The organism is Duncaniella muris, from assembly GCF_003024805.1.
In the GTDB taxonomy this organism is placed as follows: Bacteria; Bacteroidota; Bacteroidia; order Bacteroidales; family Muribaculaceae; genus Duncaniella; species Duncaniella muris.
On record NZ_PUEC01000048.1, the window covers coordinates 1 to 13,933 of the forward strand.

General features: G+C 50.6%; 19 protein-coding genes and 1 pseudogene. 5 read left to right on the plus strand and 15 right to left on the minus strand.

Annotated features, from left to right (window positions below; all coding sequences use genetic code 11):
* The 3 genes and pseudogenes from C5O23_RS13305 to C5O23_RS13315 all read left to right on the plus strand — a co-directional run.
* Positions 1-206, plus strand: a 206-nt coding sequence (locus C5O23_RS13305) for an ATP-binding protein (protein WP_161553606.1), incomplete at its 5' end; no start/stop codon positions are given.
* Positions 207-320: 114 nt separating this feature from the next.
* Positions 321-416, plus strand: a pseudogene (locus tag C5O23_RS14570) (glucosaminidase domain-containing protein); the annotation flags it as partial.
* Between the two features lie 105 nt (positions 417-521).
* The gene (locus C5O23_RS13315) at positions 522-1,508 is read left to right on the plus strand and encodes an Abi family protein (RefSeq protein WP_107033406.1); all 987 of its coding nucleotides are present in this window, start codon (positions 522-524) and stop codon (positions 1,506-1,508) included.
* A gap of 129 nt (positions 1,509-1,637) precedes the next feature.
* Here C5O23_RS13315 and C5O23_RS13320 read toward each other — a convergent pair whose 3' ends face one another.
* Together C5O23_RS13320 and C5O23_RS13325 are read right to left on the minus strand one after the other, a co-directional pair.
* Positions 1,638-2,399, minus strand: coding sequence for a TraX family protein (locus C5O23_RS13320; RefSeq protein WP_338030934.1), 762 nt, complete (start codon positions 2,397-2,399; stop codon positions 1,638-1,640).
* 26 nt (positions 2,400-2,425) lie between these two features.
* Complete coding sequence (locus C5O23_RS13325; protein ID WP_107033407.1) at positions 2,426-4,735, minus strand: type IV secretory system conjugative DNA transfer family protein; 2,310 nt, start codon at positions 4,733-4,735, stop codon at positions 2,426-2,428.
* Between the two features lie 72 nt (positions 4,736-4,807).
* Here C5O23_RS13325 and C5O23_RS13330 point away from each other — a divergent pair, with 72 nt between their 5' ends.
* Together C5O23_RS13330 and C5O23_RS13335 are read left to right on the plus strand one after the other, a co-directional pair.
* A complete protein-coding gene (locus C5O23_RS13330; protein WP_107033408.1) occupies positions 4,808-5,065 on the plus strand; it encodes a toxin-antitoxin system protein in 258 nt (85 codons plus the stop codon).
* Entirely contained in the window at positions 5,062-5,334 is a 273-nt protein-coding gene (locus C5O23_RS13335) for a type II toxin-antitoxin system YafQ family toxin (RefSeq protein ID WP_107033409.1), read from the plus strand. Before C5O23_RS13330 ends, C5O23_RS13335 begins: the two co-directional genes overlap by 4 nt.
* A gap of 5 nt (positions 5,335-5,339) precedes the next feature.
* Here C5O23_RS13335 and C5O23_RS13340 read toward each other — a convergent pair whose 3' ends face one another.
* From C5O23_RS13340 to C5O23_RS13400, 13 genes are all read right to left on the minus strand, one after another.
* Entirely contained in the window at positions 5,340-5,810 is a 471-nt protein-coding gene (locus tag C5O23_RS13340) for a hypothetical protein (RefSeq protein ID WP_107033410.1), read from the minus strand.
* A 21-nt stretch (positions 5,811-5,831) separates the two neighbouring features.
* Positions 5,832-6,704, minus strand: a complete 873-nt coding sequence (gene traN / locus C5O23_RS13345) for a conjugative transposon protein TraN (RefSeq protein WP_107033411.1) — start codon at positions 6,702-6,704, stop codon at positions 5,832-5,834.
* A 20-nt stretch (positions 6,705-6,724) separates the two neighbouring features.
* Positions 6,725-7,924: a conjugative transposon protein TraM gene (gene traM / locus C5O23_RS13350; protein ID WP_107033412.1), complete on the minus strand. Its 1,200-nt coding sequence runs from the start codon at positions 7,922-7,924 to the stop codon at positions 6,725-6,727.
* Positions 7,911-8,405 (minus strand): hypothetical protein, encoded by a 495-nt coding sequence (locus C5O23_RS13355; RefSeq protein ID WP_107033413.1) that lies wholly within the window; start codon positions 8,403-8,405, stop codon positions 7,911-7,913. The genes traM and C5O23_RS13355 overlap by 14 nt, the downstream gene beginning before the upstream one ends.
* Before the next feature lie 14 nt (positions 8,406-8,419).
* Complete coding sequence (locus C5O23_RS13360) at positions 8,420-8,932, minus strand: conjugal transfer protein TraK (RefSeq protein WP_107033414.1); 513 nt, start codon at positions 8,930-8,932, stop codon at positions 8,420-8,422.
* A gap of 17 nt (positions 8,933-8,949) precedes the next feature.
* Entirely contained in the window at positions 8,950-9,450 is a 501-nt protein-coding gene (locus tag C5O23_RS13365; protein WP_107033415.1) for a hypothetical protein, read from the minus strand.
* Positions 9,451-9,461: 11 nt separating this feature from the next.
* On the minus strand, positions 9,462-10,658 hold the full coding sequence (locus tag C5O23_RS13370; RefSeq protein WP_107033416.1) for a relaxase family protein: 1,197 nt from the start codon (positions 10,656-10,658) through the stop codon (positions 9,462-9,464).
* 4 nt (positions 10,659-10,662) lie between these two features.
* Positions 10,663-11,118 (minus strand): plasmid mobilization protein, encoded by a 456-nt coding sequence (locus C5O23_RS13375; protein ID WP_240597862.1) that lies wholly within the window; start codon positions 11,116-11,118, stop codon positions 10,663-10,665.
* 208 nt (positions 11,119-11,326) lie between these two features.
* Positions 11,327-11,734, minus strand: coding sequence for a hypothetical protein (locus C5O23_RS13380; RefSeq protein WP_107033418.1), 408 nt, complete (start codon positions 11,732-11,734; stop codon positions 11,327-11,329).
* A gap of 260 nt (positions 11,735-11,994) precedes the next feature.
* Positions 11,995-12,489, minus strand: coding sequence for a hypothetical protein (locus C5O23_RS13385; RefSeq protein WP_107033419.1), 495 nt, complete (start codon positions 12,487-12,489; stop codon positions 11,995-11,997).
* A gap of 11 nt (positions 12,490-12,500) precedes the next feature.
* A complete protein-coding gene (locus tag C5O23_RS13390) occupies positions 12,501-12,743 on the minus strand; it encodes an excisionase family DNA-binding protein (RefSeq protein WP_068962014.1) in 243 nt (80 codons plus the stop codon).
* A 226-nt stretch (positions 12,744-12,969) separates the two neighbouring features.
* On the minus strand, positions 12,970-13,380 hold the full coding sequence (locus C5O23_RS13395) for a hypothetical protein (RefSeq protein ID WP_068960284.1): 411 nt from the start codon (positions 13,378-13,380) through the stop codon (positions 12,970-12,972).
* Positions 13,377-13,745, minus strand: a complete 369-nt coding sequence (locus C5O23_RS13400) for a hypothetical protein (RefSeq protein WP_205743453.1) — start codon at positions 13,743-13,745, stop codon at positions 13,377-13,379. Before C5O23_RS13400 ends, C5O23_RS13395 begins: the two co-directional genes overlap by 4 nt.
* Positions 13,746-13,933 lie beyond the last annotated feature (188 nt).

Sequence of the window (13,933 nt, forward strand, 5' to 3'; positions counted from 1 at the left end):
GCGCACACCTTACGGAAATCATCGAAGACCGCCATGGTCGCAAATCAATCATCGTGACATCACAGCTCCCCGAACTGGACTGGTACGAAGCTATCGGTGACTCCACAGTGGCAGATGCAATACTCGATCGCATTGTCCACACTGCTCATCGAATCACGCTTACCGGCGAAAGCGTCCGTAAGCTCAAAGCTATAAAAAGCAGATAAGACAAAATAAAATTGACCCCGTCGGCCAGAACGTTTTCAGGGGTCAATTCAAAATATTTTCAGGGGTCAATTCAACCTTGGTCTAAGGGGTCATCCGAGCCTGGGTTTTCCAATAAGGGCGGAAACTATCTGCTGTGGCTGAAAAACATCGGCTATGCCGAGGATCCGGGATACATCCGCGCCGTTATCCGGGTACTTCGACAGATTTAACACGGAATAGCACATACAGGCCTTGAATCCTTATATTTAGGTCCTCCCGGATACCCAAAATGTCAGAATAATTGCTTAATTTTGTAGCTGATTTAACAATAATAAATGGCAAGAAGAAAAATACCATATAATAAAAGGGCCACGACCTATGAGGAGCAAATTACAATACTCCGTAGGCATGGTGTGGTAATCTCCGATGAGGCCAAGGCAAAAGAATACCTTGCTGACATCGGTTATTATCGGTTGGGGTTCTATCTGTATCCTTTCGAGTTGACTTATCCACACCTGGATAATCGGCGGCAGCATAATGTAAAGCCCGGCACCTGTATAGAAGATGTCGTCGCCTTATATTACTTCGATATAGATTTAAGGAACATACTGAACAAGTATCTTTCGAGAATAGAAGTCGCTATCCGCACGACAATAGTATATGAGCTATCCAACAAGTATAAGTCAAATCCGACATGGTTTGTAGATTCCAACGTAGTGTCAGCCAATTTCATAAGAAAATTCCCGGGAGAGGCATACAGGTCAATAAGAAACAAACTACCAATACAGCGGCATCATTCCAAATATACCGGTCAATTTGCTCCGGCATGGAAAACAATGGAGTATATGACGCTCGGTAATCTTGAAGTCCTTTATGACAGTCTTGTCTGGGACAGGGATAAAAGGCTGATAAGCTCGCATTTCAAAGAGTTGGCTATCGAAACATTCAAGAGCTATCTGACTGCTCTCAGGGAAGTCCGTAATGCTTGCGCTCATGGCAATCTTCTCTTTGGCATGACCTTATCCTCCGGTATCAGGACAGGCGAAGCGTGTGCCTCCTTTAACGGTAATGACAATCAGACCTTCAAGGGTGCCTTGCGTGTGATAGACTACTTGCTAAGACAGGTTTCGGTGAACCGGGCAAACGATATGTGGCGGGAGATTTATAAGGCGACAGACCTGCTTTATCAAAAGACACCCTCCATGCGCCCCATCGTCGAAAACCAGACAGGCATTATTGTCCCCGAGAAGAGCGCGTTTAGGCGTGGGATTGAGGCGATTGTGTCAAAAATCGTTAAATTCCGAAGAAAAAAGCACCGATAATTTGTTGGATTAGAAAAGTCTTGTTACCTTTGCAAAAGAAAAAGTGTATTTGGATGGCCCCGATGCTGCCAACTGCACTATAAACAAGATTAAATCGAGTCCAGCTCCATGGGTTGGGCTCGTAACTTTTTATAAGACAGCGGTTAGATTTTGGCCTAACCGCTGTCTTATGATATATATGCCGCAATCAACAGCAGGTGAATGGGATATACCGCGTAGAAAGCATATTTGGCGGCGTTGCCCCTTATGAAGCCTCGTGTGCCGTCGTATAGGAAGATGACAGCGGAGGCAAGCATGGCTCCGGCTATGCCGTAGTGGGCCATGAGGGGGAAGGTGAAGATAATCTGCAACAGGGCCTGTGAGGGGAAAATGTGTCGATGAACGCTCCAGCCACGGACGCATGGTGCCGTGACGGAGGATGTAGAAAAGAAATATCATCAGCACGCCCCGCCATTCATAGTCCGTGCCGATCCACCATGCGAGAGCGGCCACGCCTGACACCCCGGCGAAAGACAGCGGCCCATGCTCGCACAGCCGGTCGAACAGAGCGAGAGCCGACACCCCCAGGGCAAGCGTGAACATCACGTTATGCGAGCCATCGGCTCCGTTGAGCAGATACCAGGGTAACTCGCTCGCTATCCCGGCAAATACCAGAATAAGGAAATATCTCATCCGATTGCGGCTGTGGGCGAAGCCCTCCGCCACAAGGAAAGCGAACACCGGGAACGCGATACGCCCGAAAGAGCGGAGCACGCCGTAAAACGGCGCGTCCGGCTCCATCAGGAAATATGCGCAGTGGTCGGCCACCATCGAGAGGATTGCGATAACCTTCAATGCGCTTCCGCTTGCCCGGAGGGAGAGGGGTATGCTGAATGAGGCGGTGTTATTCATTGACAACAGTATTAAGGTGCTATGTGTTACTGTATTCCGAGAAGTTCCTTCACCATGTCCTCAACCTCCCGGTTCACACGCTTGAAATTGCGGTTTAGCATAATCTCCTTCTCGCGCTCGTTGGCGAAAGTGTAGATTTTCGGAAGCTCCACATAGTGGGATTCCTCCTCCTTAATCCGAGCCATATCGAAATTGGTCTTGCAGAAATACTTGGTGGTCTTGAACTCCTCCGACTGCTCGATGTCGAAATGTGACATCATGCTCTTGTCTGTAGCCGTGAAGTCACGCGCCGCCTGACCCGCGAGCCAGCCCGTCGCCATGTCTGCTATCTTTGCCGCCGGAACGAGATAGTCCATCTTTTCGGAGATTGATGTAGATACCTTGGAGTCGTTGATGGTTATGGAGGTTGATGTCTGCTTCGCCTTTCCGAACACGTCGTTCTGTGCCCATTCAAGAGTTTCCTTGTTTCGTGCCGCACCCATGAATATATTGCCGCAGGTTGTGATGATTTTCTGCATACCCACCTTGCCGTAGTCGGCCTCCAACTGCGGAAGCTCCTGAAATCCGAGAGTCACGGCTACCTTGTTGCTTCGCGCCGTACCGATTAGCCGGTCTATCTTGTGGAAATACAGGGTCGGCAGCTCGTCCACGATAATGCTCACCGGGATATTCCCCTTGGAATTGACACGGGTAATAAGGCGGTTCAGCACAAGGGCGTTTAGCGAGCCTATGACCTGCTCCTTCTCCGGGTCGTTGGCAATCACGAGATAGCTCGGGTTCGCCGGGTCTGAAATCTTCAGGTCGAAATCGTCACCGGTGAACACCCAGTAGGCTTCCGGCGACACAAGCCTGGCGGCGTTGACGCGCAGAGTACCCACCATACCCTCAAGCTGGTCGTTGGCCTTGTTCTCGTATGCCGATTTGAAGGGTGCCATCAGCGAGGCTATCTTGTCATCCATCATCAGAATATCGAATACCTCCGAATACTTGCGTCCGAGGAACGACAGCACATGGGGCATATCGGAAAACTCTCCGGTCACGGTGTCCGGCACCACCTCGTTGCCGGCCTCGTCCTCGTACCAACAGCGGTCAATCAGTATCAGCTTGCCGAGACGGTCAATATAGGAGAATCCGTTAAGGTCAACAAACATCCTGTCCTCGTCGGTCGATACGTCGTTGCCGCCGGAGTCAACGAAGTCAAGCACCACCGCGCCGTTCTCATCTATGGCGTTGTAATCATCCCAGTTGCGTATCACAAGTTCCAGTTTCTTCCCCTCATGCGAGATAAAGCGTCTCAGCTTCTTCCCTTTGAGAAAACCCGTCGGGTGGAAATTGACAAAGAAATATATGATGGCCGCCAAAAAGTTCTCCGCCGAATTGGTGAAGAACGCCTCCGAGCCGCCCTTCTTCTCGCCGCCTCCCTTGTTTAGCGAGGCAAGCAGCGTCGCCGCCGTTTCCGAAGCTGCAGCAAGGTCGGGTATATACTTGCGCTGAATCGGGTTGATGCGGTTTGAATACTCCACGTTGGTAAAGTTTACCTGACGGAATCCGCAGTTCGCTGGCAGATGACCGTAATGCCTATTCTTGCAGTATTGGTAGAAAAGCGTCTTTGCCAGAGTGGGCCACTTGTAATCATACACCATCATCGCAAAACCCTTACGTGAGTGTTGCCGTATGAAAGGGTCTATGATTCCGAAAGACTTGCCGGAGCCGGGAGTGCCTAACACTATCGTGCCACGGAACGGATTGATAATGTTGATCCAGCCGTTGTGCATCCGCCGCTTGTAATAGTATATCATAGGGATATTCACCGAATATGGAGTTTCCGCAATCTTCTCAGACTGTTGGAACGATTCGTTTTCAAAGTTGAACCTGTCGTCGCCGACCTTGTGGTTGTAATACTTGGCGATTCCGTCAAGCCCCTGATGCACGAGCATCGTGCCGACAACCGAACAGAAGGCATAGACAATGCGGTTGGCCGGGAATCCGAACACCGACAAGCCCCATTCCCCGGCATGGAAGATAAAGCACAGAGCCACGAGCGTAAGCCCGGCCAGCACCGGATATATCACCATAGTCTTGACATTGAATTTTAGAGCCTTCTTAGCCTTGGTACCGATGCACACGACGCATATACATATCAGCTCCGCTACCTTACACCCTGCCACGGAACTGAACACCTTGAAGCGTCCGAGCAGGTCGAGGATGAACTGCGTCACACGGTTGTCCGCCGTTATCGGCAGATTCATCACAATCTCGATTATCAGGAAGATGTAAATGCAGCTACGGAAGTAGTTATACATCTGCTGCTGTTCCTTTGTTTCCTCAAAAGCCATACAACTTATGTTCTAAAGATGTTGTTATTGTAATATAAAAGCATTAACTTTGCAGTATAAAAGATTACCGATATGGATATAGCTATTGAAAAGAAGAATCAGAGTTTCCGTCTTTCCGTTGACCTGATCGAGCGGCTGAAGCGGATTGCAAAGCGTCAGAACCGCAGCCTTAACAATTATGTCGAAACGCTGTTGCTTGACGCCGCCTATCACGAGCCTAATGCCACGACTCTCGCCGCGATGAAGGAGGCCGAGAGCGGAGCGTTGCGTGATGAGCCCGACCTCGACCTGACTTCCATCGAAGCAATGGAGAAATCCATGGGGCTATGAAAAAGCTGAAAGCGTCCTCTCAATATAAGAAGGACTACAAGCGGTTCAGAAACAACTCTAAGAAGGTCATGGAGCTTAAAGAGATCCTGAACAGGCTCGCAAACGAGGAGCCAATTCCGGAAAAGCACAACCCACACATGCTGACCGGTGATTACAAGGGTTATATGGAATGTCATATAGAGAGTGACTTCCTCCTTATATGGTTTGACCCCGACACTGACCAGATAGACCTTGTGCGTCTTGGCTCCCACTCGGAGCTATTCGGATAATCCGGTTATAACGGTATCTTGAATCCGAGCATGAGGCCGTTCCGGAACGTGTCGCCATGCAGGAAATTCACGTTGTTCTTCTGTATGATCGAGAACTCGCACCCGTTTTGTAACACATAGTTATATTCAAAACCGCCCTCAATGCCGATGAAAAACCTGCGCTCCACCGCTCCGAACTGCGGGCCGAAGCGGACACGGAAGCTGCCGTTTTTGTAACGGTGCAGGCGGTGCTTGTATATCAGGCCGCCGTCCCAGTAATATCCTTTCCAGAAATGACCTGGAGCGGTTTTCCAGTGATTGCCGATTTCACCATATATCTCCACGGCATTGCCGTAGGTGAATGAACGCTCGTAGCCGACAGTGGCGTTGAGCGTCGAGGGGAAGAGGAATCCGGCGTTTACGGTAAACTTGCTGTCCTGCGCCGAGGCTCCGAGGGAGGCTATGGCGCATATCATGGCGAGAATTATCTTCTTCATAATGACACGGTGTTATGGAAATTACTTGTAGATGTGGGGAGTGTATGAGTAAGGGAGATTCCTGAGTATGTCGGAGTCAAAGCCGTCGGCATTGAGAATGTCGTCATACTCTATCGTTAGCGTGATTACGCGGCCGCTTATCTGGTTCTCGGATATTTCGATGCGCAATACCTTCTCGTCCGGGAATGTCAGTTTGTCGAGCACAAGCACGTTGCGGTAATTCTTTTTGAACTTCCGGGCGAGATTGAGCGAGTATGCCGGGGTCAGCTCCACGGTCTGCGAGTTGGTGGCCTTGACCTCCTTCTTGTCGGTGAGCTTGACGCGCACCTCGGCGATGTCGTAGGGAATCTTAGTCCTGTTCTGGAGGGAGTAGTCAATGAAGAAATAGTCGCCCACCGAATAGATGTTGTTGACAATCGCCTTCATGCCATGAGCCTTAGACACGACCTGGTTGTACCTGCGTCCGCTGCCATAGGCAGCCCAGGCATAGCGGGCCATATCCGACTGCGGCATTGATACCTCCGGATTGATGTAAGAGTCCATGCCCGAATAAGGCACGCGGTGTATGGAGGCGGCACGGGAGGGAACGGAGGTATATACCACCTCGTACTGTGCGAGGTGACGCTCACCTATGAGCGTCAGCGTCCCCATCAGCTCACCCTCGCGGTAGCCGGAGGGGAGCGAGTCGGATTCCATGAACGGCTTTACACGCACTATGTTGTCGGCGCACTGGTTGCCGATAATCTTGGTAGTGGAAAGATCCACCATCTTTATGTTCTCCGGCATGACGATATGGGTGGTTACATCGGAGTTGACATAGATTTTTTCCTTGGCCGAAGCCTGCGATGCGACGGCGCACAGCGCGGCAACCGCGATAATTATTCTGATATTCATAATGGTATGTTGTTTGTCTTTCAATAAGCCTCGTCTGAGTTGATGAGATATACTATTGTGTTGTACTTGATTTTCGCCTTGTTCTTGCGGATATTGGCCGACACGGCGGAAGTGGCCGAGTTATACATATTCTGGAGAGCCTGCAACGCTATGGCCTCGCCCGATATTCCGGAGCCGTAGCCGCTCTCCGATTCAAAGCTGATGTTCTGCTGCACCGTGCTTGCCCCGGCCTCCTTCATAAAGTCACGGAAGGCGGATTCGGGAACATAGAAGCCCTCCATGCCGTCGTTGTCGAACACCGAGAGGTTAACTTTCAGGAATTTTCCTCCCACGAGTATTGAGGTTATGGCCGCGCGGACGCGCTGCTGCCCGAACCCCGTTACCGTCCCGTATAGATATGTGCCTTTAGGAAGCCTCACATCGTGTATAGTCACATCGTCAAGGAGCTTGAAGCGGAGCCTCGTGCCCTCGTGCGCCTTGGTGGTCTTGTCGATCATGGCGCGTATGAGCGGAGCGTCGGCATTTTCAGCAATGCCTGACACGGTGTTGAACTTGTCGGCGTTGGTGTCACGCGATTTCAGCACAAGCAATGGGCGGTTCCTCTCGCGCTCCGCAGCCTTAGCCCTGGCGATGGAGTCTGCCCGTTGTTTCTTTTCCTCTTCCTCCGCGTCGGGCTGTCCGATACCTAACCCGGCTTCGATGGCCTTCTGCCTCTCGTAGCTGCGCTGCTGTATCGCCTCTATATCGCGGACATACTCACTTCTCGGATCAAGGGCCGGTTCATGGTCGGCCGGATTGTAGCCGTCGCCGTAGGCGTAGGAATTGATATGCCGCCGTGATTCGGCAAGCGACCGCTCCAGTTCCTCCAGTTCCTGTTGCTGGCGCATACGCTCGGCTTCGGCAGCGTCGATGCGGTCAAGCTCGTCATCGGAATAGCCGTGTTCCAGGGCCTCGCGCTCCTCCTGTTCCTCGCCGAGCGCGCCCACCGCCGTGAAAGCGTCCTCGTCGCCGAAGCGTCGCGACATCTCGAACATCTTGTCACCGGGAGCCTCGGCGTTTGCCTCCGGCAGTGTCGAGTTGATACGGTCGGTCGCCACGGCCTGTCTGTCGTCACCGCCAGCTCCGAAAGTCTGCATTACGAAGTATATCAGGAAGCACAGCGGAACGAATATCGCTGCCGGAAAGATATACTTCGGCTGTTTGAAATTAATCTTTTTCATTATCGTGTTGTTTGAGTGATTCTACAATCTTTTCGAGCTGCCTGTAACGCCTGATTATCCCTATGGAATCGGCGTGTGTCTTGCGCGGAATGGCCATCAGCGAGTCCAGCTCGTGCTTCACGGCCTGGCCGTCGCCCGTAATCTCCAGAAGCCTCCTGCGCTGTGCCTCCTTGTTGGCCTGTATGGTGCGAAAGCCGCTGAAGATAGGCTCAACCTTGGCGATTGAGTGAAGATTCGGGTCTTTCGATTCCATGCGCGCCCCGGCAACAATTATGTCGCACACCAGTATCAGCAACAGGGAGCCGACGACGTATCCGAAAGTGCGTCGGGGGTGCCGGGTGGCCCATGAGTTGGCCTTGCGGATTCTCGCTGCCAGACGGTAGCGTGCGCCTATGGCACCCATCTTCGGACGGAGCCATGAGCCTAAGGCGTTCCCGGCCTTGCTCCTGCCGTCCCGTATTGTCTTTCTTAATGATTTCATTGTCAATCTGTCATTCAATAATCAAGGTCTTTGTTTTCAAGTGTGCGCCAGTTGGTTATCATAAGGCCATGGGGATTATTCTGCGTCCTCGGCACGTTCTCTATGGAGCCGGTGGTGAGCATGGAGCGTTTCAGGTCGCGTGTGCGCCTCTTGATGATCTGCGTGCCGTAGTAGTTGAAGCGGCGGGTATGCTCGTCGAACTGTATCGAGTCGCAGATTATGGTGCATACGGCCGACGACGATATTATGTCGGAATAAAATCCGTTCTCGTCAAGGGCCTGCTTCTGCTTCAAGGCCGTGCCGTCGGCCATATACATGGCCTTTCCGACAGTCCACTTGATATAGTCGTTGTCGGGAGGCAGGTTGAAAAAATATTGGTGGAAATTTTCAATATATCCATGTTTCGTGGTGATTATCAACGGGTAACAAACTGTTGTTTTCAATCGGGTAACAATGCGGTCACGCCGGAGGTGTTTTATTGGCATTTTCCGGAATGTATCGGAATGCGGAGAATGGCCGGGTAACATTTTTGAATTTTGCGTTTTCAGTGCCATTTGAATTTTCGGGTGAGATAGGTGACGAGTGCCACTGAGACCACCCAAAAGAAGATTATCAGGGAGACAAGCGAATTTATCTCTTCGGAATGTATGGCATGGGAATTTGCGAAAATTACCAATGCGAGAAATACGAACAGCCATATCAGGGAAAAGAATATTATGTAGGCGGCGAGTGCCGGAATGATGACGCAGTTTCTTGCGGTCTCCATCTTATCGGTCATCGGCTTGACTTTGGCGTTGAATGTTGCAGCCATCTCGGTCGCGGACTTCTGGAGATTCTCACTGACTGCCGATGAGAACTTTTGAGCGTCCATAGGCGATGCGGATTCCCGGATCTCGCGGATTATATAGGGAGCCTCTTTCATGAAGAGCCGGATCTGCAAGGCGAGGTCGCTCTGCGCCTCGATCTCTTTCTGCCGCAGCTCATCCTCTCTCGTCTCGGCTATCGCGCTGTCTATATCGGATACGTCAATCTTTTTAAGAGCCATAAATAAATCGGTTATCTTCTGATTCCTTTTCTTCTCACAATTCCTATCTTCGACCGGGCAGCTGCGGCACAACGACGGGCACGGGCTATCTCTTCCTCCATATTGTCGCGCTTCCTTGGCAGGTCGTTGTTCGATGTTCCGCCTCCACCGGAAACATGGGCAGGTGCATTGAGGAACGCCATATAGCTCATTGCAACGGCGAAGTGGTAGCAGGCCTCGTTCATAAGGTCTGCCCAATTATCCATTTCACGGCTGTCGAACTCGTCATCAAACACCTGCATGACTTTTTCGGGGATAAACCGGGTGTAGGAATTGCTTTCGTGCTCGAATTCGACACGCCGGGTATCAGGTCTGTAAGAGGTATAATCCGGTCGAATATCGGATTCCCTGCTGTCGGCTTTTGTCTGCCGTTCTTGATTCGGGCGCAACTTGTTCCACGTTCCTTCAAGTTTGGATGCCATAAGATTGCGGCCTTTGCCTAACTCGGATGCCTTGAACCTGGCGTTTCCTTTTTTCAGGATATATCCACGGATTACGCCTTTCTCATCGGTCCTTACCTTGACATCATATCCTTTCGCTTCAAGCCGGGTAAAATAATCGTCAAGCGACCATTCCCCCATTTTGGAGAGGACATCGAGGCAGTCACGGCTTACGGACTGACGGTTTATGTCGTGGATGTTGGCCGCTGTCTGCCAGCCTCGCTTGCGTGCGATGCGTTCCGCCGCCCGTTGTGCCCGCAGATGGATATTGCGGTCATTGTTGATGTTCCCATTTTCGTCAAGACGGCTCACAACCGCATGGAGGTGAGGTATGCCGCTGTCGGATTCGAGGTGCAGCCATACGGTTGACTTGCTTCCGGCGAGATTGGTTCTCGGAGAGAGCTGCCGACCCTTTTTGTCCCTCATCTCCTGACGGTCAAACTCGGTCACGAAATCCTGCCAGAGCTGTTTCCAGTTATCAGGAGTGAAGTTGCGCGTATGCTCAGGCGCAGGACTGATCTCTATTCGGATAAGGTTGTTCTTCATGCGTGGTCGGGACATGGAATCAAGCCTGACCGAGTTCCATATCCCCAAAGGGTCTATGCCGGGAGGGAGGAAGTTGTCGCAGATATGAAATATTTTCTCCGGATGCTTCTTGTTCGCCGACACGCCTGTAATGTAGTTCAGGGCGTTGATGCCGTGTGATATTGATTTTGCCTTCGCGATCATGTTTTCAAATTTTGATAATGGTTTTTCTTGTGCGCGGACTCAGACGGCCACCGTTTATCACGGAGTTAAGGAACTCTGTTACGGCGTTGGTTATCGGTACCACTTGCCTGTACCAGTCGAGCATGAAGGAGACCTTTTGAAAAAGTATGATTCTCTTGTCTTGTTTCATGCCGGCAAGGGCGTTGGCGAAGTTGAGTATATCGACACGGCAACCGTCGAGGTTGCGAAGCAATGCCGATTCCTCGGAGGTCAGTGCCGCCGGCGGTTCGTAGCCCAGGGCGCGCTGCCTCATGTAGTCGCTCGGTGTAAGGTTGCATCCGGCGGCAATGTCGTGTATCTTCTCACGCTCTGCGGCTGTCACCTTTGTGGTGACGGTGCACGACCGCACAGCCTCCGGCGGCAGCTTCTTTCGATTCGTCTTTTCGGCGTTATCGCCGGGGCTATTGTCTGTATTATTCATATATAAGCGGATTTTCCGTGATTTGTATAACTGATTGTCGGTGCGAGCCTGCGAGCGGCCATGACCCTGACCGTAGGGAGGGGCGAGGCGTTTTGGTGCAACCGGGCGAAGCCGGGTGTAACACCAAAACATATCTCGCAACATACTACCTGACTTCCGCTGTCGCAACCCCTGTTTTCCTGAATGGGCAGGTACATCTGAAAAATGACTATCGGTCATTGATTTCACTGTCATCAATCGGTTTATCGGGAGTCTCCCAGCCGGTGACGCAGGAAAATGTGATTACCGAGCCTATGCGTGAGTTGTAGATTTCCACCAACCCTACAGCCTCCATTCTGGAGAGGATATTGTGCATCTTCTTCCTCCCGAGTTTCCACCGCTCCGCGAGACCTATCTCCGAGAACTGCGCCTGACCAGGCTTCAGGTTGAGCGGTCGTCGGTATGTGCCGTCATATCCGGCTGCGGTTCTCATCTCCTTCAGTAGTCCGGTGAAGATGTCGATATTCCGTATCTCGTTACCGTCATTGTCGGTCGTTGTTCCCGATAACCATTCAATGGCATCTGCCGTCAGCTTCAGGCTGATGCTTGAAAATGGATTTATATTTTGTTGCTTCATGTGCGTAATTTTTTAAGATGTGATTTTCATTGGAGATTTTATGAAGTCTGAACTTTCCGTTTCAATGATTGGCTTGGATAGGTCTCGTTCAAGTTCCTTGTTCCTTCAAAAAATAAATGGATACGGCATCATCTTTTAAGAAAAAATTTCATACTCTGTGATGATGGCAATATTGTTGAAGTCACGAAACCTTGAAAAGATAAGACAGGCACAACCGGAAAGGTAGGGAAAATGGATCTATGTATTTTCTCCTGCTTCATCTACTTTGAAGGTGCGTTATTACCCGGTATGCCCGATGTTGTGTTTGGGGTGGCGGCTGTCTGTATCTTCGGGAGGTTGCTGACAATATTTTCTATATCTTTTTTGTCAGAAGATATAGCGAGTAACACCGATGTGATGTTGATGATGTCCTCCTTCTCCACATACTGCGACACGGTTTTCATAAGCTCAAGGCTTCGGGACTGCCGATGTTCGCGTATTGCGTCAACACCTCCTGTTTCCTTGTCGCATCCGAAGTTGAGATAGCGATTGATTGCCGTGCGGTCATACTGAGGCATGGATTCTGCCGAGGTCGTGCCCTTTGCCACTGCAAGCAGGGTGCGGAGCGCATCGGACTCGTAAGGTGAGCACCCTTGAAGGAACTCCATTATAATCCGGATTTTCTTCTGGTCAGTGGTCTTATAATCTTTTGATTTTGATTCTACGGTGGTCGCGGGCTTCGTGCCCTTTGTGTTGTTTGGAATGTCTGTTACCATAGCTTAGGTTGTTAATGTGATTTTCTGTTGTTCGCAAGGTAACGCTCAGCCTCGCTGTCTATCTCGCTCTGCGATGATATGCGGATACTCGTCAGGTATGCGTCAAGGTCGTCCGGGTCAAAGAAACAGAGCTTGCCGCTCGGCTTGTACATGGGGATCACACGTCTCATCATCATCTTGCGGAAGTAGGACAGCGAAAGTCCGAGATATTCGGCTGCCTCCTGTGAGTTGAGAAGTTTACGTTTTGTCTGCATCGGTAATTTTATTATTAAGTTAATGTTTATCATCTTAGAACAGTGCTGATTGATGGTCTTGTCAGCCATTGGATTCCGATGCAAAATTACAACTGCCGCCATAGGGTGCAATGTGGTTTCCGTGGGGAAAGGTAAAAAAAGACAAACGCACTGTGCGCTGATTTTCAGTCGCATAATGCGTTTGCAAGTTTCCTTTAGATGTCGCAGGTGGGGTGAAACGGGAGTTCTACGGGATTCTACGCCTTGAACGCCATTCATTGATGGCTTTGTCAATAGATTTGCGGTAATTCTTGTTGTCCTCGGTAGCGTGGTCGGCGCAGATGTCGGTGCGGTGCTTGTCATAGTAAGACTTGTTAATGCCGCATCGACTGAGGAACAACTCAGACCATATCAACGCCTCTTTTCTTGGGGTGATGTTCTGCGACACGGCATAGACCATATAGCATACCCTCAGTTTCTCTTTCGGCACAACAGGTATAGCCTTTGCCTCTTCCCTTACGTTAAGGAAGTTGGCAAAGTCAAGCGGCGTGCAGTTATCAAACTGGTTGTCGTTGCATACGTCGTATATCGCCATGCACAGTCCGAGTTCCACAATGTCCCGCCACTTAGAGGTCTCGAAAAGGAGATTACCGCTCATTCTCCATTCCCTTTCTCCAGACGGTCAAGGTCGTTGATTATGCTTCCGGCAATGCCGTTCATTTTTGCGGCGAGGGCATACAGATGGGAGGCTTTGAGGGAAAAGACATATCCGGCTCGCTGGTTTTCTTTCTCATATTCGGCATAAAGTCTCTTAACCTCAATCTGCCGTGTATCGTGTTCAGCCTTAGCCTTCTCACATTCCTTCTCCATTTCGGCATAATCCTTAGAGCCGAGAGGGAGGTAGTCAAGGCGGTTGTTAAGCTCACTGTACCGTTTCCAAAAGGGATTTAGCTGTTCCGCTGCTTCCTGAAATATGGAATAGTATTGCTTGGAGTGGGCGTTGGCGATCTGCTTGAAATCCATCCCCTCAAGTCTTCCTATATTATTAAGGAGAGTGGCGGTTTCTTCTTTGAGGGAAACGGCAAACGAACTATATTAAAAACCAAATAAAATGAGGCAAAAATTACATCCACCTTAGATTATTTGAGAATGGTCTTGCCGCAGTCCGCTCTTGGGGGCGGTTTAGGCCGCCCCCGCCGCTCGGGCATCCC